Origin of the sequence: Pseudoalteromonas sp. SG43-3 (assembly GCF_014164385.1) — a bacterium.
Taxonomy (GTDB): domain Bacteria; phylum Pseudomonadota; class Gammaproteobacteria; order Enterobacterales; family Alteromonadaceae; genus Pseudoalteromonas; species Pseudoalteromonas distincta.
This window is the reverse complement of sequence record NZ_JACJFC010000023.1, coordinates 23,621-43,878: the sequence shown is the minus strand read 5'-3', so window position 1 is coordinate 43,878 and position 20,258 is coordinate 23,621. Positions and strand designations below refer to the sequence as shown.

The 20,258-nt window shown below is 38.9% G+C and carries 18 protein-coding genes; 6 read left to right on the top strand and 12 right to left on the bottom strand.

What is annotated here, in order from left to right; translation table 11 throughout:
• Window positions 1–322: 322 nt before the first annotated feature.
• From H5157_RS17690 to H5157_RS17680, 3 genes are all read left to right on the top strand, one after another.
• Window positions 323–1,648: a PAS domain-containing methyl-accepting chemotaxis protein gene (locus H5157_RS17690; protein WP_182725177.1), complete on the top strand. Its 1,326-nt coding sequence runs from the start codon at window positions 323–325 to the stop codon at window positions 1,646–1,648.
• A gap of 284 nt (window positions 1,649–1,932) precedes the next feature.
• On the top strand, window positions 1,933–3,003 hold the full coding sequence (locus tag H5157_RS17685) for a hypothetical protein (protein WP_182671759.1): 1,071 nt from the start codon (window positions 1,933–1,935) through the stop codon (window positions 3,001–3,003).
• A gap of 264 nt (window positions 3,004–3,267) precedes the next feature.
• The gene (locus H5157_RS17680) at window positions 3,268–4,329 is read left to right on the top strand and encodes a hypothetical protein (RefSeq protein WP_182725176.1); all 1,062 of its coding nucleotides are present in this window, start codon (window positions 3,268–3,270) and stop codon (window positions 4,327–4,329) included.
• Between the two features lie 82 nt (window positions 4,330–4,411).
• On the opposite strand, the gene ttcA is transcribed toward H5157_RS17680, so the two are convergent.
• The 11 genes from ttcA to ccoN form a co-directional block, all read right to left on the bottom strand.
• Window positions 4,412–5,326, bottom strand: a complete 915-nt coding sequence (ttcA, locus tag H5157_RS17675) for a tRNA 2-thiocytidine(32) synthetase TtcA (protein ID WP_002963067.1) — start codon at window positions 5,324–5,326, stop codon at window positions 4,412–4,414.
• Window positions 5,327–5,479: 153 nt separating this feature from the next.
• On the bottom strand, window positions 5,480–6,412 hold the full coding sequence (gene uspE, locus H5157_RS17670; RefSeq protein WP_182716156.1) for a universal stress protein UspE: 933 nt from the start codon (window positions 6,410–6,412) through the stop codon (window positions 5,480–5,482).
• Between the two features lie 103 nt (window positions 6,413–6,515).
• Window positions 6,516–7,253 (bottom strand): FNR family transcription factor, encoded by a 738-nt coding sequence (locus H5157_RS17665; protein ID WP_002963069.1) that lies wholly within the window; start codon window positions 7,251–7,253, stop codon window positions 6,516–6,518.
• Between the two features lie 70 nt (window positions 7,254–7,323).
• The gene (locus H5157_RS17660) at window positions 7,324–7,995 is read right to left on the bottom strand and encodes a sulfite exporter TauE/SafE family protein (protein ID WP_039490095.1); all 672 of its coding nucleotides are present in this window, start codon (window positions 7,993–7,995) and stop codon (window positions 7,324–7,326) included.
• Window positions 7,988–8,155 (bottom strand): cbb3-type cytochrome oxidase assembly protein CcoS, encoded by a 168-nt coding sequence (gene ccoS, locus H5157_RS17655; protein WP_002963071.1) that lies wholly within the window; start codon window positions 8,153–8,155, stop codon window positions 7,988–7,990. Before ccoS ends, H5157_RS17660 begins: the two co-directional genes overlap by 8 nt.
• Window positions 8,152–10,527 carry a heavy metal translocating P-type ATPase gene (locus tag H5157_RS17650; RefSeq protein ID WP_182725175.1) on the bottom strand — a complete coding sequence of 792 codons (2,376 nt, stop codon included), beginning with the start codon at window positions 10,525–10,527 and terminating at the stop codon, window positions 8,152–8,154. The genes ccoS and H5157_RS17650 overlap by 4 nt, the downstream gene beginning before the upstream one ends.
• 8 nt (window positions 10,528–10,535) lie before the next feature.
• Window positions 10,536–11,027 (bottom strand): FixH family protein, encoded by a 492-nt coding sequence (locus tag H5157_RS17645; RefSeq protein ID WP_002963075.1) that lies wholly within the window; start codon window positions 11,025–11,027, stop codon window positions 10,536–10,538.
• 149 nt (window positions 11,028–11,176) lie between these two features.
• Window positions 11,177–12,211 carry a cytochrome-c oxidase, cbb3-type subunit III gene (ccoP, locus tag H5157_RS17640; RefSeq protein WP_138488889.1) on the bottom strand — a complete coding sequence of 345 codons (1,035 nt, stop codon included), beginning with the start codon at window positions 12,209–12,211 and terminating at the stop codon, window positions 11,177–11,179.
• Window positions 12,208–12,393 carry a CcoQ/FixQ family Cbb3-type cytochrome c oxidase assembly chaperone gene (locus H5157_RS17635; RefSeq protein WP_024597380.1) on the bottom strand — a complete coding sequence of 62 codons (186 nt, stop codon included), beginning with the start codon at window positions 12,391–12,393 and terminating at the stop codon, window positions 12,208–12,210. Before H5157_RS17635 ends, ccoP begins: the two co-directional genes overlap by 4 nt.
• A 6-nt stretch (window positions 12,394–12,399) precedes the next feature.
• Window positions 12,400–13,074 (bottom strand): cytochrome-c oxidase, cbb3-type subunit II, encoded by a 675-nt coding sequence (gene ccoO, locus H5157_RS17630; RefSeq protein WP_165723947.1) that lies wholly within the window; start codon window positions 13,072–13,074, stop codon window positions 12,400–12,402.
• A 12-nt stretch (window positions 13,075–13,086) separates the two neighbouring features.
• Window positions 13,087–14,520, bottom strand: coding sequence for a cytochrome-c oxidase, cbb3-type subunit I (ccoN, locus tag H5157_RS17625; RefSeq protein WP_002961515.1), 1,434 nt, complete (start codon window positions 14,518–14,520; stop codon window positions 13,087–13,089).
• A 339-nt stretch (window positions 14,521–14,859) separates the two neighbouring features.
• On the opposite strand from ccoN, the gene H5157_RS17620 reads away from it, so the two are divergent.
• The 3 genes from H5157_RS17620 to H5157_RS17610 all read left to right on the top strand — a co-directional run bounded on the left by H5157_RS17620 (window position 14,860) and on the right by H5157_RS17610 (window position 19,947).
• Window positions 14,860–15,285: a hypothetical protein gene (locus tag H5157_RS17620; protein WP_039490088.1), complete on the top strand. Its 426-nt coding sequence runs from the start codon at window positions 14,860–14,862 to the stop codon at window positions 15,283–15,285.
• Window positions 15,286–15,907: 622 nt separating this feature from the next.
• Window positions 15,908–18,490, top strand: a complete 2,583-nt coding sequence (locus H5157_RS17615; RefSeq protein WP_182671753.1) for a TonB-dependent receptor — start codon at window positions 15,908–15,910, stop codon at window positions 18,488–18,490.
• A gap of 104 nt (window positions 18,491–18,594) precedes the next feature.
• A complete protein-coding gene (locus H5157_RS17610; protein ID WP_182725174.1) occupies window positions 18,595–19,947 on the top strand; it encodes a hypothetical protein in 1,353 nt (450 codons plus the stop codon).
• A 54-nt stretch (window positions 19,948–20,001) separates the two neighbouring features.
• On the opposite strand, the gene H5157_RS17605 is transcribed toward H5157_RS17610, so the two are convergent.
• Window positions 20,002–20,256, bottom strand: a complete 255-nt coding sequence (locus tag H5157_RS17605; RefSeq protein WP_182725173.1) for a DUF3862 domain-containing protein — start codon at window positions 20,254–20,256, stop codon at window positions 20,002–20,004.
• Between the last annotated feature and the right edge of the window lie 2 nt (window positions 20,257–20,258).

The window sequence follows — 20,258 nt, the reverse complement described above, 5'->3', positions numbered from 1 at the left end:
TAGGCAAGGCAGAGCCTATGTAGTGTGGTATTTCCCATAAATAGGCGATAACGTAGTATAAATACCAAACATACGCTGCCCTTTGGGTTCTTTCTAGGAACGATTAACTCTTTGTTGCCTACATGGATGTAGGTAAGGGGCGTGAGCAGGACGCGGAAGCTTTGCTCGGTTTTACTTATTCTTACATGGATGTAAGCCATTAGAATAACGCAGGAGCAGTTATCGAGCCCACTAGGTTACAAACCTCGCGCCGTGATTTAATCGCCCCTAGATTGAACAAATTTCAATCCACAAAGGTCAACACGCCCAATTAAGGATATTAATGTTTTTTTCTAAAAATAAGCAAAATGAAATAGCCTCTTTAAAAGCAGAACTCTATCCGTTACAACAAGTGTGGGAAGGGCTTTACCGAGAGATGTTAGTTGTTAATATTCTTTATGATGGGCGTATTTCGCACGCCAATGATAGGTTTTTAGAAAACTTAGGCTACAACGAAGACGATCTTACTAATAACTCTTTTGATGATTTTATTACTGAGTCATCTCGTCAATCTTCAGAATTTAAAAGCCTACAGCAAGCTATAAAAAAAGAAGGACATTGGGGCGGTGCATTACAAATTGCGCGCGGTGATGGTAAAGCTGAATGGTTACGTTTAATAGTACATCCTGTAAAAGGGGAGCAAGATCAGTTGCTCTATTTTTCTATATTCGGGAGTGTGCTTACAAAAACAATTACGGCTTCCCGCGAGCAAAGCGACACTATCAAAGCGATATATCGCTCTATGGCAGTAATTGAATTTGATTTAGAAGGCCATGTTTTAAAAGCAAATGAGCAGTTTTTATCAGCAATGGGTTATCAAGAAAGTGAATTAATAGGAAAACACCATCGCACATTTTGTGAAGCTTCAGAGTATAATTCCCAAGAGTATCAACAGTTTTGGGCTAAATTAAGAGAAGGACAGTTTATAGCGGAGCGCTTTAAGCGTGTTGATAAATACGGCAATGTTGTATGGTTAGAAGCGTCATATAACCCAATCTCAAATGACGCGAATGAGCTTTATAAAGTAATGAAGTTTGCAACAGTTATTACAGAGCAAGTAAATCAAGAAATTGCGATATCTAAGGCTGCCGAAATTGCTTATAGCACCTCAACCCAAACGGATAAAAAAGCAGAGCAAGGCGCGAGCGTTATACAAGATACGGTTGCAGTAATGACCGAGCTGGCTATTAACATGGAGCAAGCGGCAAGTGAAATTTCAGCGCTTGATCAGCAGTCGCAACAAATATCGAGTATTGTACAAAGTATTAGTAGTATTGCAGAGCAAACCAATTTGTTAGCATTAAATGCCGCAATTGAAGCGGCTAGAGCTGGCGAGCAAGGTCGAGGCTTTGCTGTGGTTGCAGACGAGGTTCGACTGCTTGCATCTCGTACATCAAAAGCAACAGAAGAAATAGTAGAAGTAGTACAGCGTAACCAATCACAAACCCAAAATACGGTGGCTGTAATAGAAAAAGGTAAAGAAAAAGCAGAGCAAGGTTTAGCACTATCTAAAGAGTCGGGTGATGTGATGCAGGAAATTCAGCAAGGCGCACAAGAAGTTGTAAATGCGATTGGGCAATTTACCAGTGAACTTAAAGCTAACGGCTAGATTAGTTACGTCCTTATTCTAAAGCGGGCACCTTTACCGGTACCCGCTCAACCTACCCCCTCAATATTACTCTCGAAACACCCCTGATAATTTTAAATTTAACAACTATTCTTTTTTAACCCATTAAATAATAGGTAATAAGTTTCTTCACCCCTATAAATGATAATAAGTTGTTGCATTTTTGTTCTTTGTTCCTAATACTGGTGAACGCCAAGGCTGACAAGCCCTAGTATGAATACCTTAAATGATAATAAAATATTACGTACATAACATTAAGGAATTGTATGAACAACACTAAGCGCACACACACATTAATTAAACCAAGTCACCTAATTGGTGCTGGGCTTGCTATGCTAATGAGCTTTTCTGCTGCGAGTAAAGACTACAAAATTATATTAATTCACGGGTTACAAACTTCGCAAATAACCAATAAGTCGGGTAGTGATGTAATTAATGACGGTGAAACATATTGGCAATCGTACTGGAATAATCGTGCAGATGAGCGAATTGATTGGCCTGCTTATGAGCGAATTGAAGGTAAAATTGCTACCGATTGGGTGTGGCCAAAGTTAAAGCAAATTTCACGCTCTAATTTATGCAGTGATGGCTGTGTATTTGTAACACATTCAACAGGCGACTTAGTTGCACGCCATATTATTGATAACCAAGAAAACTGGTTAGAAAACGCAGGCTTACAGCCGCTTAATATTGTTGCGACGTTTGATTTAGCAGGCGCGGGTGGTGGAAGTGAGCTTGCAGATGTAGCCGTTAGTGCTTTAACTGGCGCATCATGGAACTTTGCGGTCGATGCAGCACTCAAATGGTGGCTAGGGAGCGATGTAACCGAAGCTGTTGGTGTATTACACGATTTAAAAGTGAATAATGCCCGTAAAATATCGCCATTTCCTGATGCACGTACACCTAGATTACGCTTTGTGGCAGATGGTAATGCGTATTTAGGTTTAACAGGTGGATTTTTAAAAGGTAATGATGATTCGGTTGTAGCATCGCACTCTTCATGTGGTGCAAGTTCGGCTGGCTCGTTTGGAAGTTGTAGCAGCAGTATTGATACAGATGGCCATTTAAAATCGCAAGGTGATGCTGTTAGTAGCTTTATGCCAAATCATTATCCAATGATGATGAGTGACAGTTATAGCCATAACGAAATACATAACGCGCAGCGTAAAGGTAATGTCACAATAGCCATGAATAACGTAAATGTTGAAGGTAATAACGTAGGGTTTAATACGTTTGATAAAACTACAGGTAGTTGGTTTTGGAAAAAACAATATCGTTATATTAGGGATTCAAATAATTTAAGTGCATCAGCACTTATTTATAATGTGATTCCATAACATAGAAGGCGTGTAGTTATACCAATCTGCATAAATCTTTGATCAATTTAACGAATTAAATTCCACTATAACGTCGTTAAAAATTTTTTATTTACGACTGCATGGATGCAGGAGGTAGAGCAATGCAGGGAGCAATTGCCGAGAACAATTAGATACAAAAATTTTTGCCTAGTTCTAGCGTAATTTTCTTGACGTTAAATAGACCCATATATAAGCAGATTGGTATTAAAAACTATACGCCTTATAAAAGATTGAAATATAAAAATGAAAAAATTTTATGTCGTTGCTTTAATTATTAGCACTATTTTATTCTCGCTATGGTTTACTGGTAAAAATTATGCTCATAAAGTTGCTGAGCCAATAAAACCACAGATTAAACACAGCGCGAACGCACCTGACTTATCGCCTGTAAAAGTGATCCCTATAGATGTGCCTAAAGCTAAAAAACCACAATCAAAAAAGCAAATTGCGTTTAATGAAGACCTAACAAAAGCAGCGCAGCAAGTGGTGATGCAATACGAAAGTGCACTTAAGTTTCCTCCTTATTCCCAACCTTTAAGTCCTTTAGATGAAGATCGATTAAAGCCAAATCAATTTTATCCTGTGTCGAGCCCCATAGGTGAAAGCGGCGATGCTTTAACGGTAAGTCTCAAACAATATCGTTTTGTATACCCAGAAGAAATAACAATAAAGATAAGCGCTCAAGGGCTTGGAAAAGTGGTCGTTGAACTTGCAAACACTGATACAAAGGAAGTATTAAATACCCATACGGGCAATGCGCGTGACGGTGAGGCAATTATTACATTTAAAGAAGATGAAGATTACCCTCGTAGTTTGCAAGTGTATGTACAGGGCGATGTTGACGGCAAAAAAGTACCCGTAGTTGCGCAAATTCAATATATGCCGCCAAGTGCTACTTTAACAGGTTTTGAAATTGCTTATGCTCAAAATGAAAACATGGTTATGCCAGCTAATTTAACGGTGATAAAAAGTGGTTTGTATCGTGTTAGGGCGAATTTATATAGTGGTGATACACCACTTGCTCATTTGGTATCTAAGGAACGCTTAACACAAGGGAGCCAAACCGTAGACTTAAAAGCTCATTGGTCAGTATTACCTAAGGGCGTTACCGATATGCGCTTAAGTGACTTTGTAATAGAAAGAATGTCGCCAAGCCCAGGTGAGCGTAACAGCTTTGGGAATAGTGAAATAAGCCATTTTGATATAAACGATTTCTCGTACGACAGTTTACAGCAGTTGCCGTATCAGACTAATGCACAAGAAAAGTTAAGTTTAGAGTTTTTACAAGGCCTAGCTGAGAGTTAAAAAGACAACGTAAGGCTGAATTGGTAAATTTAAGGGGGTTGTACATAAATACAACCCCCTTAAATTTGTTAGCCTAGATATGTTAGCTTAAATTTATAGTAACTACACTTGGCGCTTCTTGTTCATCAAGCTCATTAGTAACAGGCACTTTAGGAATGTCTGGCTTATCAAGAGCTATATCGCCACCATCAATGACTTCACCGGTTTGTAAGTTTTTAAAATCAAACAAATCAGCATCAGCTAAGTGTGAAGGCACGACGTTTTGCATTGCTGTAAAAATACTCTCAATACGGCCTGGGTGCTCAGCATCCCATTTAGCGAGCATTGCTTTTGTATGTTTACGCTGTAGGTTTTCTTGCGAACCACATAGGTTACACGGAATAATTGGATAACCTTGTGCAAATGCGTATTGGCTTATATCGCTTTCTTTGCAGTATGCAAGTGGGCGAATAACCATATGCTCGCCGTTATCACTCATTAATTTAGCCGGCATACTTTTTAGTTTTCCACCGTAAAACATATTTAAAAACAACGTTTCAATCATGTCGTCACGATGGTGGCCAAGGGCTATTTTAGTTGCGCCTAACTCATTTGCTGTGCGGTATAAAATACCACGACGCAGTCGTGAGCAAAGTGAACAGGTTGTTTTACCTTCAGGAATAATGTCAGTAACAATGCTGTAGGTATCTTCTTCTACAATTTTGTATTCTACATTTAATTTATCAAGATACTGGGGTAAAACGTGCTCAGGAAACCCTGGTTGTTTTTGATCTAGGTTTACAACAACGAGATCAAACTTTATAGGTGCTACACGTTTTAAATGTTGAAGCATTTCAAGCATTGTGTAGCTGTCTTTGCCACCTGATAAACACACCATTATACGGTCACCTTCTTCAATCATATTGAAGTCCATAACGGCTTGACCAGTTTGGCGACGTAAACGCTTTTGTAGCTTATTTAAGTTAAATTGAGCTTTAGCTTGATCTGAGTGTGACAATTACGCCCCCTAGTAAAACAATACAGCAAAGTTATTTGCTAAAAATAAAGGGGCGTATTATACCCAAACCACCTGAATATGCGAGTTTAGGATGTAATTAAACACGGTATTTTTAGCAAGTAATATCCAGTTTGTTACTTGCTAAATTTTTAATTAATCTAGTTTCTTTGCCATCGGGCTTACGTAACCATCGGGCTTAAGTGCTAGTACATCGCAGTCAAGGCTATCAATTACATGCTCTGCTGTATTACCTACTAAAGCGGCACTTAAGCCTGTACGACCAACGGTACCAATAACAACTAATTCGCTATTTAACCGCTTAGCTACATCAGGGATTACATCCTCTGGTAGGCCTTCTTCAATAAAACATTGCTCTTGGCTTAAATTAAACTCAGCAGCAAGTGCATTGGTTGATTCAATGTGGTGTTTTTTAACTGATTCGTTATAAAGTCCAGGGTTAAACTCAGGAATTTCAATTGCTATATTTATGGGCGTTGCAGGATAAGCATTAACTAAATTAAGTTTTGCGTTGGCAAGTTCACATAAAAATTGTGCGTCTTTAATTACCCGTTTATTAAGTGCTACATGTTCTTCGTTTTCACTAACCGCATTCACAGCAGCTAAAATATTACCGTTTTCTGGCCATGCCATTTCTTTAACAAACAACACCGGGGCAGGGCATTTTCGTACTAAATGCCAGTCGGTAGGGGTGAAAATAACGGATTTAAGTGCACCATGTTGATGTGTGCCTTTAATTACTAAATCGTACTTTTGATCAATTACAGTATCGATTATGGCTTCATAAGGACGGTTATGCCAAACCACTTGGGTGTCAATATTTATATCTTTGTAAGGTGAAACCAAATCTTTAAGCCATAGCTGGCGATCTTTTAGTACGGCATCACGCATTGCTTCGCGTTCATCGCCAGATAGCATCGTTGTCATTTCATAAGAGAAGTCGTAAACCGTCATAAAGGCGGTAATACTTGCGCCAGATTTTTTGGCTAAGTCTATTGAACGTGATAAACCGTGTTGATCGTCTTTGGTAGGGTCAATAACCGCAATAATGCGTTTAATAGTGTTCATATGCTACTCCATTTGCCTAACGGGTGTACAATTAGTGTAACGCAAATATAAAACAGTTAAAGGGGTAGCATATAAATTGTTGTTCTAAATCAAACTATTTAATTTAGCGAGGCTTAACGATTGCTGCCGTTTTAGCTAAGGCATCATTATCTAAAATTGTAATAAATTTACCTTCTACTTTAATTAAGTCGGCTTTTTGAAAACGGCTTAATAAACGGCTAATGGTCTCTACGGTAAGGCCTAAGTAGTTACCTATTTCACCGCGAGTCATGGTAAATCTAAATTCTTTGCGTGAAAAACCACGTTCACCAAAACGCTCTGACAGGTTATAAATAAAACTAGCTAAGCGTTCTTCTGCTGATTTTTTATTGAGTAATAACAGCATTTCTTGATCGTATGTAATTTCGCTGCTCATCAAGCGCATTATTTGTTGACGAAGTTTTGGTAATTTACCAGCAAGTTCGTCAAGGGTATCGAATGGTATTTCGCACACCATTGACGTTTCAAGTGCTTGCGAAAAGCTCTGATGCGCCATTTTGCTTATCGCGTCAAAGCCTACTAAGTCACCCGCTAAATGAAACCCGGTTATTTGCTCATCACCTTGCTCTGATAATGTGTACGATTTAAATGAGCCAGAGCGTACAGCATAAATAGCCTGTAAAGGTGCGCCTGATTCAAATAGATAATCGCCTTTATGGAGTGGTTTTTTTCGCTCAATAATTTCGTCTAGCTTATCCATTTCTTGGCCATTGAGAGAAAATGGCAAGCACAATTGACTAATACTGCAGTTATTACAGCTAATAGCACAATTACCTTTAGCGCGACTTTGAGAGAAATCCATAATTTAATCCGTTTAAATTTTTATACACACGACTGCAAAATAACCATAAAAGGTTAATACTGCGAATAGGTTATTGTATCAGCTTGTCAGTTGCAATTATCAATAAGTAGATACCATACCAGATTATAACACTGCCCAATACAATTCGGGTCCAAGGGTGGTTAATAATACTATTTAGTTTTTGTGCGGTAACGCCTAACGTGATCATTGCGGGGAAAGTACCCAAAGCAAAACAAAGCATCACTAAAGCACCGTCTAGGGCACTTGGGCTAGTCATCGCCCATGTAAGTGCTGAGTAAACAAGTCCACATGGAAGCCATCCCCACAAAGCACCGTAACCTAGGGCTTTAAATGGTGAGTTAATAGGCATTAAGTATTTATTTAGCTTAACAATGTGTTGCCACACTAAGGTTTTACCAATTTTTTCTAACCATTGCAACGTAGGGCCTAAGCGCATTATATACACGCCGACAAGGAGCATAAAAATAGCTGCAATGAATGAAAGTGCTAAAGAAAAAGATGTGTTTTGCCTAGCAAATTGGCTGCTAATACCAGCAACAAGTGCACCTGCTGCCATGTAGCTCAGTGCACGCCCGGTATTATAGGCAAATGAATAGGTGAATGTTTTGCGTTTATCACTTGCCAGTTGTAATGAGCTTGCAATACCGCCGCACATGGCAATGCAATGACCGCTACCTATTAGCCCCATTAAAAATGCGCTGGTGTAAAGAGGGTCAATCATTACTTTTGTTATGTTGCTCTTTGTCGTCTTCAAACAAAATACTATGACCTTGCTTATTTAAATCAGAAAACTGCTCACTTTTTACGGCCCAAAAGAAAACGCCTATAGCAATAATGACAAACAAAATGGCAATAGGGATCAAAATGTAAATTATGCTCATAACTTTAATAGCCTTAGTGAATTACTAATCACAATAATTGAGCTGGCAGACATGCCAATAACAGCCATCCACGGAGCGACTAAGCCCAGCGCTGCCAATGGTAATATGGATGCATTATACAATAAAGACAGCGCAAGGTTTTGCTTAATAATTCGTCTGGTTTGTTTTGCCACATTGAGTAAATGATCAATTGAAGCTAAATCGCTATTAAGGAGCACTACATCGGCGCTATTTTTTGATATGTCAGCACCGGTTTCCATTGCAATGGATAAATGCGCGCTGGCAAATACAGGGCTGTCGTTTACGCCATCGCCGACCATTGCTACAACTTCGTTTTGTGACGCCCATTTTTCAACGGCTGTTTGTTTATCTTGTGGCGAACACCCAGATTGCACACTTTCAAGGTTAAGTTGTTTAGCTACTTTTTGCCCAGCATCTGACGCGTCACCGGTTAACATGTGACAGGTTAAGTTTTGCGATTGAAGTGAGTCTATAAGCTTTTTAGCATCGTTTTTTACTTTATCAATAAAGTAAAAACGTGCAACAACCTGCTTATTTATATACAAGCTTGCTTGTGCATTTGATTTTTTGCTATCAAACCAACCACTTTTACCAATTGCATAATGATTAGTTGCATCTTGTGCGCTAATTCCCAGACCTGGATACACTTCAACGTTATTAAGATTGTGGTGAGCAGGAGTAATTTCATCAAATGCGCTGGCGATAGGGTGCTCAGAATAACGCTCTAACATAGCTGCCATATCTAGCACTTGCGCTTTTGTGTATTGCTTATCGAGTATATCTACTTCATCTAGGCTAAATTTACCTTGAGTAAGTGTGCCTGTTTTATCAAAGGCAAATAACGTAATTTGTGAGAGTGTTTCGAGCACATGCGCTTGTTTTATTAATACGCCTTTACGGGTCAAGGTTGCAACCGCGCATGTAAGTGCGGTTGGTATGGCTAAACTCAGGGCACATGGGCAGGTAGCAACTAAAACCGAAATGGTGATCCAAAATGCGTGTTCAGGGTCAATTTGGTACCAGCCAATAGCTGTAAGTGAAGCAAATATAAGCAGGCACGCTATAAACCATTGCGCAACTTTATCTGTAATTTCAACCAGTTTAGGGCGTTTAGTTAATGCGTTGTGTTGCAAGCGGATAATTTGATTTAAAAGGGTATTTTGGCCAATTTTATTAATTTTTATTTCAATAACGCCGTCGTGGTTAACGCAACCGGCGTAGACATTGTGACCGATAAATTTTGTAACGGGTTGGTGTTCGCCCGTCATCATTGATTCATCAACCGTAGTTTTACCCTTTATAAGCTCGCCGTCGGCAGGAATTGTTTCACCCGCTTTAATGAGTACTACGTCATTAAGTTTTAGTTTTTTGGCTACAATTATAAGTTCTTCACCACTGTCGTTAATGGTGCGGGCTGTTAATGGCAATAATTTTTGTAAGTTGGCAGTAAATTCGCTCGCTTTTAAACGCGCTCTAAATTCAAGGTACTTACCTAATAAAAGTAAAAAGGTAAACATGCACACAGATTCAAAATATACTTCGCCGACTTGCATAAATGTGGCGTAACAACTTGCGCCAAACGCACCAAAAATAGCCAGCGATACGGGTAAATCCATATTGAGCTGTTTTGCTTTTAAGCCATTTATGGCGTTGGTTAAAAAGGGCAGTGCGCTGTACAAAATAACCGGAGAGGCGAGTACTAAGCTAATCCATCTAAAATACTGCTCAAAATTGCTGTCCATCCCTGAAAACATGCCAAAGTACATGGCAAACGCAAACATCATAACTTGCATGGTCATTAAGCCTGCAACACCTAAGCGGCGAATATAGGCTTTGGCAGTTTGTTGCTTTTGTTGAGCTTCAATATCTGATTGAAATGGGTAGGCTTTATAACCAATTTTGGCTAAGGAAGTAATAATTTCACTCAATGGGGTGTTGGTTTTATCCCATTGGATCATCGCGCGGTTGGTGGATGTATTTACATCAACCCGTTTTACAGTCTTTAAGTTTAAGAGTTGTTTTTCGATAAGCCATGCACACGCTGCGCAGGTTATACCTTCAACACTCAACAATACCTCTGAGATATTGTCGTTAGTAGCTATAAATTCGTCTTGAATATCTTCGTTGTCATAACTTTTTATAAATGCGAGTTGCTCAGGTATCAGTTGCTCAACCTTGCCTGCGCGAACAGTTCGGTATTTATAATAATCAGTCATACCTTGATCAACAATATTTTGCGCAACTGCTTGGCAGCCAATGCAACACATTGGCTGGGCTATATCGTCAATTATAACGTTTGCGCTAAATCCGTTTGGCACACTTTCAAGGCAATGAAAGCAAGAGTGAGACATAGTGATGATTACTTATAGTTAGGAGTAACTAAAACGGTTTCAGCCGTCGGTAGAACAATGTTTTCTTTTAGTTTCCAGCTGCCATCAATTGGCTCAATAAATACAGAATATGCACCTGGCGTATACTTATCAAGTAATGCAGTAAATTCTTGATTGGCATTAGGTGTAAGTGTGGCCTCAAAGTCATGCGCTTTAATAGTACGGTGGTAAAACGAAAGTTTTAAAACATGCACGTTGCTACTGTCACCTTTTGTAAACTTAAAGCTTACACGCTCGTTGGTTACATTTAATTCGCCATGTAAGTAAAGTGCTTTTGCTTTTTCAAACTTAGTCAGTTCTAAGTTTATTGCTTTGCCTTTTTTGTAGTAGTCGTCAACAACCATATCTGGGCCGTTACCTATTGCCGTAATAAATAAGCTAATACAGCCAATAATGGCAACTAACGGAAAAAAGATTAAAAACCAAGGCCAAAAATTTTTATACCACGGAGTAGGTTGCATAGTGTCTCTAAAATTAGTTTAGGAAGCGTTATTTTATAGGAATTATACGTAAAAGACTAAAAAAAAGCCTCCGACTGGAGGCTTTTTTGATCTGGATTAATCTATTGAATTAAATAAATTAATTTATAAACATTTTATTAACCGTGTGCTTATTTATCTTGCGATAAACTGTAAACGTAGGCTGTTAATAAGTGAATCTTATCTTCACCTAAAATGTCTTTCCAAGCAGGCATTACACCAGCACGGCCGTGGTTAAGTGTTTCTTCAACAGCACGTTGAGAACCACCGTATAACCAAATGTTATCAGTCAGGTTAGGCGCGCCAAATGGTAGGTTATGTGCAACCGACCCTTTACCGTCAGCACCGTGACACGCGGCACACATTGCAAACTTAGCTTTACCTGCGGCAGCATCTTTTTGGTTAACAGTACGACCAGAAAGGCTCAGCACATGTGCAGTCATTTCTTTAACGCCTTGCTCACCAAGAGCATCGCCCCAAGCTGGCATTGCAGCTATACGACCATTAAGCAGTGTTTCTCTAATTTTGTCTGGTGTACCGCCATATAACCAATCTTTATCAGTTAGGTTAGGGAAGCCTGTTCCACCACGTGCATCAGAGCCGTGACATTGCGCACAGTTTTGTGAGAATAAACGCTGACCAATTTCGATGGCTAATTGACCATCTGTTTGTTCATGTTTGTCACCATTTTCAAGAGCAACTTGCTGCGCTGCGTCACCTTCAAACTTAGAATTAACTAAATCTAAAACCGGCACTTGTGCAAGTCGATTAAAAATAGGACCAAAGCGTTCTTCTGCAGCTTCATACTCTTTATCAAGTTTAACAAAACGACCTTCTGCTTTGGCCTCTGCAACTGCTTTTTTAGATTCAGCTAAAGACGTAATACCTTGGTTAGAGCTAGTCCATTTACCAAAACCTTCCCAGTTACCTAAACCTGGGAAAGCTGCAAGGTAATATACTGACCAAATAAAAGTTGCGAAAAACATGTAAGTCCACCATTTTGGTAGTGGATTATTTAGCTCTTCAATGCCGTCAAATTCATGTCCACAGCTTTCACCTTCTTTTACGCCAGCATAGTTTTTTAAGTTCCAAACTAATAGGCCAAAGATGATGCATAAGCATGCAAGGGTTAATACAATAACCCAAATACTCCAAAAGCTAGTCATTTTTCAGACTCCTTTTCCTCGTTAGAGAGTGTGTTGTTATGTTTTTTTTCATCTTCGAAAATGGCATTAGCAGCGCTATCAAAACGATTTTTGCTACGCTTGCTGTATGCCCATACAACAATCACAATAAACAATACTAAAATTACCAGAGTCAAAATGCCTCTGTATGTTCCGTAATCCATAATAATTTACTTCAAGTGGGTACCAAGTTGCTGTAAATACGCGATTAGAGCTTGGATTTCTGTTGCGCCTTCGCCGTTATTCATAGCGTTAACTTTTTCAACATCAGCTTTAAGTTCTTCGTCGCTGCCATAACCTAGGCCCGGGTGTTTAGGGTTTTCTGGGTTAATAGCAAAAGTATCACGGAAAATTTGTAGTTTTTTCAGAGTCAGGCTTGTATCTACCCTATCCTCTGCTAACCAAGGAAAACCTGGCATATTCGACTCAGGAACCACAGCACGTGGGTCAACTAAGTGAGCATAATGCCAATCGTCCGAGTAACGTTTACCAACGCGAGCAAGGTCAGGACCAGTACGTTTTGAACCCCATTGGAAAGGGTGATCCCATACTGATTCGCCTGCTACAGAGTAGTGACCGTAACGCTCAACTTCATCACGAAAAGGGCGGATCATTTGTGAGTGACAGTTATAACAACCTTCACGTACATATATGTCACGGCCTTCCATTTCTAAAGCATTAAGAGGGCGTAGGCCTTCTACTGGTTTAGTTGTGTCGTCTTGGAACATTAGCGGAGTAATTTCAACTAATGCACCAAAGCTGATAGCAAAAACAGTCAGAATAGCCATAAGGCCAACGTTCTTTTCTACTATTTCATGTTTGTTTTGTGAATTTTTATTGCTCATCATCTCACTCCGTTATGCTAATTGTGCTTGCGCGTCTAACTTCAGAGATTCTTTCTCAGCTGAAATTGTACGGAAAACGTTATAAGCCATAACTAACATGCCTGTTACGATGAATACACCGCCTACAAAACGCATAATGTAGAAAGGATGCGACGCTTCTAAAGACTGCACAAAGCTGTACATTAATGTACCGTCGGCATTTACCGCACGCCACATAAGACCTTGCATTACACCAGAGATCCACATTGCAACAATGTATAAAACAACGCCTACAGTGTGTAACCAGAAGTGGGTATTAACTAATTTGACGCTATACATACGACCTTGCGCAAATAACGCAGGAATTAAGTGGTAAATAGCACCAATTGAAATCATAGCAACCCAACCTAGTGCACCTGAGTGTACGTGGCCGATTGTCCAATCTGTGTAGTGAGATAACGCATTTACAGATTTAATTGCCATCATAGGGCCTTCGAACGTAGACATACCGTAGAAAGACAATGAAACAACTAAGAAGCGTAGTACTGGATCAGTACGCAGTTTATGCCATGCGCCTGATAGGGTCATAATGCCGTTAATCATACCACCCCAAGACGGTACGAATAGGATAATAGACATAACCATACCTAAACTTTGCGTCCAATCAGGAAGCGCAGTGTAGTGAAGGTGGTGAGGACCTGCCCAGATGTATAATGAAATTAATGCCCAAAAGTGAACTACCGATAAACGGTATGAGTAAACTGGGCGACCTGCTTGTTTTGGTACAAAGTAATACATCATACCCAAGAAACCAGCAGTTAATAGGAAACCTACAGCGTTATGACCGTACCACCACTGAACCATAGCATCTACCGCACCTGCGTAGATTGAGTATGATTTAGTTAACGACACAGGCACTGCCATGCTGTTTACAATGTGTAGTACTGCAACAGTAATAATAAAGCCAGCATAGAACCAGTTAGCAACATAAATGTGCGACACTTTACGCTTGATTAAAGTACCAAAGAATACAATAGCGTAAACAATCCAAACCACAGCGATTAAAATATCGATTGGCCATTCAAGTTCTGCGTATTCTTTTGAGCTAGTAATACCAAGTGGTAATGTAATTACTGCTAATACAATAACTAGCTGCCAGCCCCAAAATGAAAAGGCGGCGAGTTTGTCTGAGAAAAGACGCGTTTGGCAAGTACGTTGTACGACGTAATAAGACGTCGCAAACAGTGCACTAGTACCAAATGCGAAAATTACTGCGTTCGTGTGTAACGGACGTAGTCGAGAGTAAGTTAACCATGGTGTATCAAAGTTAAGTGCTGGCCAAGCTAATTGGGCAGCAATCAGAACCCCAATACTCATGCCAACGATGCCCCAAATCACTGTCATAATAGCGAATTGGCGTACAACCTTATAGTTATACTCAGTTTGTGATGCTACTGTTTGGCTCATTTTCTGGCTTCCGCTGCAATAAATGCGTTTAGAAATGAATTACCCACTATTAAAAGTGGGGCCTACTATTTTTCTCAAGCGTGTTACCTAAAACTTTCAATACATGAAAACTTCAGAAAAAAACTTGAGAAACCCTTATTTTTTGCGGGTGAAATGATAAATTTTTTGGCCTAAAAAAGATAGGTCAATTACATAAAATTATGACATCAATCAAACTTTGTGAGCTTGTTGTTTATTTTTTGATACAGTTTGTGCCTAATTTGGCCTAATAGTAACACTCGCACTTGTTATTTACAGTCACGATTATTAGTATTTGCTTTTCTTTAGTGCGAAATTGTTATGCTTATATATAGGTTAAGTTTATTCACTGTGGTGTTTTTTTTATTAACAGCGTGTGATTTTTCTAAAAATACAGATGAAAAATTTCTTAAAAATGCCCAGTGCGAAGCCAATTTGCCTTGTACTTTTTCAAATGATGTTAAAGTATGGTTAAGCGAGAAAACCCTTTCCCCCGAAACCCCATTTACTATCTTTAGTGACTTACCTGCAAACGTTACAATTGAAGATGCCAAGCTTAAAGGCATCACTATGTACATGGGTTACATTCCCCAAAAATTTAAAAAACATAATGATCTTTGGCAAAGTAATACTATGGTTGGTATTTGTTCAGAGCAAAATATGCTTTGGAATTTAGAACTAACCGTTAAAGATAATGCCACCTCTGTAATACAAACACTCAATTACTCTTTTTACGTTACGTATTAAAGTTGCGACTACAAACTCTTGTATACAGCTTACATTTTTTATGTGAGTTCGTTTTCTTATACATACGATTATTTGAGTGACAAGATCAATAAAATTGCCTTTTTAGGTTTTAATACTGACAAAACTTCAATAGTGAATAAGTGCTCTCAAAAAGTTCAACTTTAATTACGACTGAATAAAAAAATCTAATCAAAAAACCTTCCAAAGAGGCTAAATAAGACTATTTAAGCATCAAGTATGCATAAATATGGTTATTAATTAACATTTAGTTTTGCGGTTTTAATAATGTGCTGTGATTAAGTTGTTAATTTGTCTGTTTTTGGTACGTAGCTCAGTTAATTACATTTGATTACAAAGTGAATCACTTTGGTTTCAGGTGTGTTTCTAATGTTTCCTTGTCTTTTCAAGGCATTGTTTTTAAGGTGTATTTATTAATTAACACTGAAACATAATGTAACCTATGTACCTACTATGGTTATTCCATTTTATTTCTTGATATAAATTGAGCTGCCGTTAAGTTTTCGTTCAGTTAAAAGCGCCTAAGTTGCCCACCTGACTCACTATTCTAATAAAAAGTGAGCATTACCAATAAAGGTAAATTTCCAACAAGTAGGGTTCTTTCATGAAAAAATCAACTCTTGGTTTAGCTGTAATCGCAGCATTTCCAATGTTCTCAAGTGTGCAAGTTCTTGCTGCTGAAGACTCAGCACAAGCAATCGAAAAAATTCAAGTAACGGGTTCTCGCATTAAGCGCGCAGATATGGAAACCGCTAGCCCAGTTACTATTATCGGTGCTGACGATATTGCTGCTTCAGGCGCAGTATCAGTAGATTCTGTACTACAAAAAATGACCGCTACAGGCGGCGCAATGACAAACCCAGGTATCAATAATGGTTCTGGTGGTAATGCATCAATTGATTTACGTGGTTTAGGTTCACAACGTACTTTAGTACTTGTAAACGGCCGCCGTATGATCAACTCAGGTACAGGCGCAGCTTCTACAGTTGATTTAAATACTATCCCAGTATCTATGATCAAGCATATTGAAGTACTTAAAGATGGCGCATCTGCTGTTTATGGTACTGATGCTGTTGCGGGTGTTGTAAATATTATCTTAAAAGATAACTTTGAAGGCCTAGACCTTAATGTTAAATCAGCAATCACTACTGAAGGTGACGCAGATGAAACGTCTTTTGATATTACAATGGGTGGTAACTTCGGTCGTGGTAACGTTGTAATCGGTTTGCAGTACACAGACCGTGGCGATGCTTCTCAGGCTGATCGTAGCTTTTCTGATTGTCCATTAACTGAAGATGGCGATGGCAGTGCTCCGTACTGTTCTGGTTCTTCTTATACTCCTAATGGCCATGTTTGGTCAGGTGATGAATCTTTACAAGGTCAAGCTGATAATGGTTGGCACGACTTTGGTACTAGTGATGCTTACAACTATTCGCAATCTAGCTACTTATACACGCCAATGCGTCGTTTAAACCTTACAGGTATTGGTAGTTTTGATTTAACTGATGACACGCGTTTATACTCTGAATTTACATACTCAAAACGTTGGTCAGAGCAGCAATTAGCACCTCAACCAGTATGGTTCGACTTTGACTACGCTGAGTGGATGGGTGATTCTTTAATCGACCAAAATATTAATTACGGTGATGAAGTTTCTTACGGCCGTCGTATGGTTGACACTGGTACACGTGATTCATCTCAAGTAGTTGATACAGTTCGTTCTGTTATCGGTGCTGCAGGTTATTTAGATAACGGTTTAGAGTGGGATACATCAGTAATTTTTGGTCGTAATGACTCAGTAGATCGCTTAAGCAACCTTCACAATATGGGTTCAATTCAAAGCGAAATTGAAGCTGGTAACTTTAACCCACTTTCACAAGCTTCATGGTCAAGCAGTAGCTTTAGTGATTATGTTTACACTGAGCAAAACTCAGGCGGCAGTCAATTATTTATGATTACAGCTGCGCTTTCTGGTGAGTTAATGGAAGTACCTGCGGGCTTTGTAGGTTTTGCTGCAGGTCTTGAACGCCGTGAAGAAAAAGCGTGGTACACACCAGATTCGATCACTTCACAAGGTCTTGCAAATGATCCACGCGTTGATGCAACAAGCGGTCGTTTTGATGTAAACGAAGCATACCTTGAGCTGGCTATTCCTTTAGTTGCAGATGCTTATCTTGCACAAAATGTAGAATTAAGCGCTGCGATCCGTGCTTTTGATTACAGCACATTTGGTTCTGATGAAACGTGGAAACTTGGTTTAACTTGGCGTGTAAACGACGAATTAATGCTTCGTGGTGTTCGTTCTACAGCTTTCCGTGCTCCTACAGTTGCTGAGCTATACTCAGGTGACTCTCCATCTTATGAGCAAGTTAGCTTCACCGGTGCACAAGATCAGGCTGAAGTAACCGTTGGTGGTAATGACCAGTTAACACCTGAATTAGCTGATACAGTTACCGTTGGTGTAGTTTACGAACCAGAATGGTTTGAAGGTTTCTCAATGACGTTAGATTACTACGACATTGAAATCGAAAACGCTATTGCTACAGTAAACAACCAATACATTGTTGATTCATGTCTTGCAACAGATGGCTCTTTAGCGAATCAATCAACAGCACTTTGTAGTTCAGCAAATATCGATTTTAACCAAAGCACAGGTCGTATCGCGTTTAATAACCAACTACAAAACGTAGGTTATGAGCAAACAAAAGGTTATGACCTAAACTTAAATTACAAATTTGATTTAGCTGGCCTTGCTTGGAATACGTCATTAGATGTTACTTACCTTGACGAGTACACTGTTGATGTTATTGAATCAAGCATTGATTACGCTGGTTTAATTACTTCTGGTATAGGTGGTTATGCTGACGTAAAAGCAAACTTTGAGCTAGATGTTAAAGGTGATGCTTGGTCTGCTAACTACAAAGCACGTTACATTGCAGGAATGGATAGCTACAGCTGTTTAGGTAAAGAATCTACATGTTATGCACCAACAACACCATCTGTTGTTTACCATGATGTGAGCGGTTCTTACTTTATCAGTGACATGGTTTCGTTAACTGCAGGTGTAAATAACTTATTCGATAAGCAACCACCATACTACTCAGGTAACAACGATTCTAATACTGACCCGTACACATATGATGTACTTGGCCGTCGTGTATTTGCTGGTGTAAACGTTAAATTTTAACCAGCACATTAATCTTATTAAGGCTCAGTATTTACTGAGCCTTTTTTATTGAACAAAATAAAGGAGGCAAGTACACTAAAACGATATTTTAGAAGGAGAACTAATTGTTAAAACAAGATGAAAACTTATCTTTTGTCATTGAACCAGAACTAACTCCTCGTTCTGAACAGCGCATAGATCTGTATTTTTCTATCCCTAATGAAATGGGGATCAATCCGCAAACACTTACCGAAGAATCTTACTTTAATAACCACTTTAAATCACACCTAGCGTATAACGCTAACAATATACACTTGCCTTTAGTGCGAAGCCGTTTTGTTAGTAAAAACAAAGGTGAGCAACAAGATTACCGGCAAAACCTTAATTTATTTTGTTACCAAGTACGTTTAGCCCTTGATGCCGATATAAAAGACGCGTTAAAAATTGATGAAGCCGAAGACTTTTATAAACGTGCTAAAGAGGTATATGAGCAAAGCGAAGGGCTTTTAAAAAAGCTGCGTCGCTACACACCAGATGACGAAAAACTACTGCCATTTTTTACCAATGCTGATAACTATTTAAGTTGGCATGTTGAGCAATCTTTTTTAAAGCTTTTAGATGAAGGCCCACGTAGTAGCGATTATGCAAAAGAGCGTAACGATTTACTGCAGTTTTGTAAAAGCGAAAATACGTATCGAGCAGAGAAAAGCTACAACTCTGAAACAACCATGCAAGACGCAAATCGAATAACAAATAAAATGCGCTTGTTACAACGCTTAATTGAGCACGGCGTAATATTACAGCGTCAAACGCGGTTTCTTAACAGCTACCTTAAGCGATTAGTTAAAGGCACTGTTACAGCCGTTATCATGGCATTTGTGATGGTTGTAATACTCAATGCTCGCTCAACGTTTACGGAAGTCACCGCGACGCTTATTTTAATTTTAGGGGTTATTTACGGGCTACGTGAAATATTTAAAGAAGATATTACACGTATGATTTGGCGAGCCATTGTACAAGGGCGACCTAAGTGGCGATTTAGTTTTAAAAATAGTATTACCAAAGACAAAGTAGCGAGTCAGTTAATTTGGCTTGAATACATGCGCTTTAAAAAAATACCTAAAGAAGTGAAATCTATTTTTTCAAAACGTCGTCAACAAAATAAACAAGCTGCGCAGTGGTTACACTTTGCAAGTGAGACACGTGTTAGTGCGAAAGAATTTTTGCCCGGCTACGATACACTACAGCACACGCTACAATTTAATCTTGCACCATTTGCACGTTATTTAAAACGTGGTGAAGGGAAGCTATATCATTTAGACAGTAATAAAATTTCTAAGCAGGCTGTAGAAAGGCGTTATCAATTAAACATGGTACTTGTGCTAACTGAGGAAGATAAAACACTTTATCAACGCTATAAAATAACGTTAAATCGCAGTAAAATCGTTAATATTGAGCTTATCTACTCCAAAAAATGAGTTTAATTAATTTTAAAAGGGGCTGATACAATAAGCCCCTAATATTTGGTCACTTTATTTATTAGCTAAGCCATGTTTGCTATATAAAGTTACTTTGTCTGATACTAGCGTGATCTCGATATTTTTTGCTTCATCGCCCCATACACAGTTAGTATGTAGTGTCTTTTCAACACAGTTATCAGCACTGCCTAAAATAGTTTCAACTTCAGTCTTATCCATGCCTACTTTAATTTTTTCATAATTTTCAAGACTTACCTTAGAACAAGCCGCAAGGCTTAATGTAGCTGCGATGATAAGGAGTTTGTTCATTG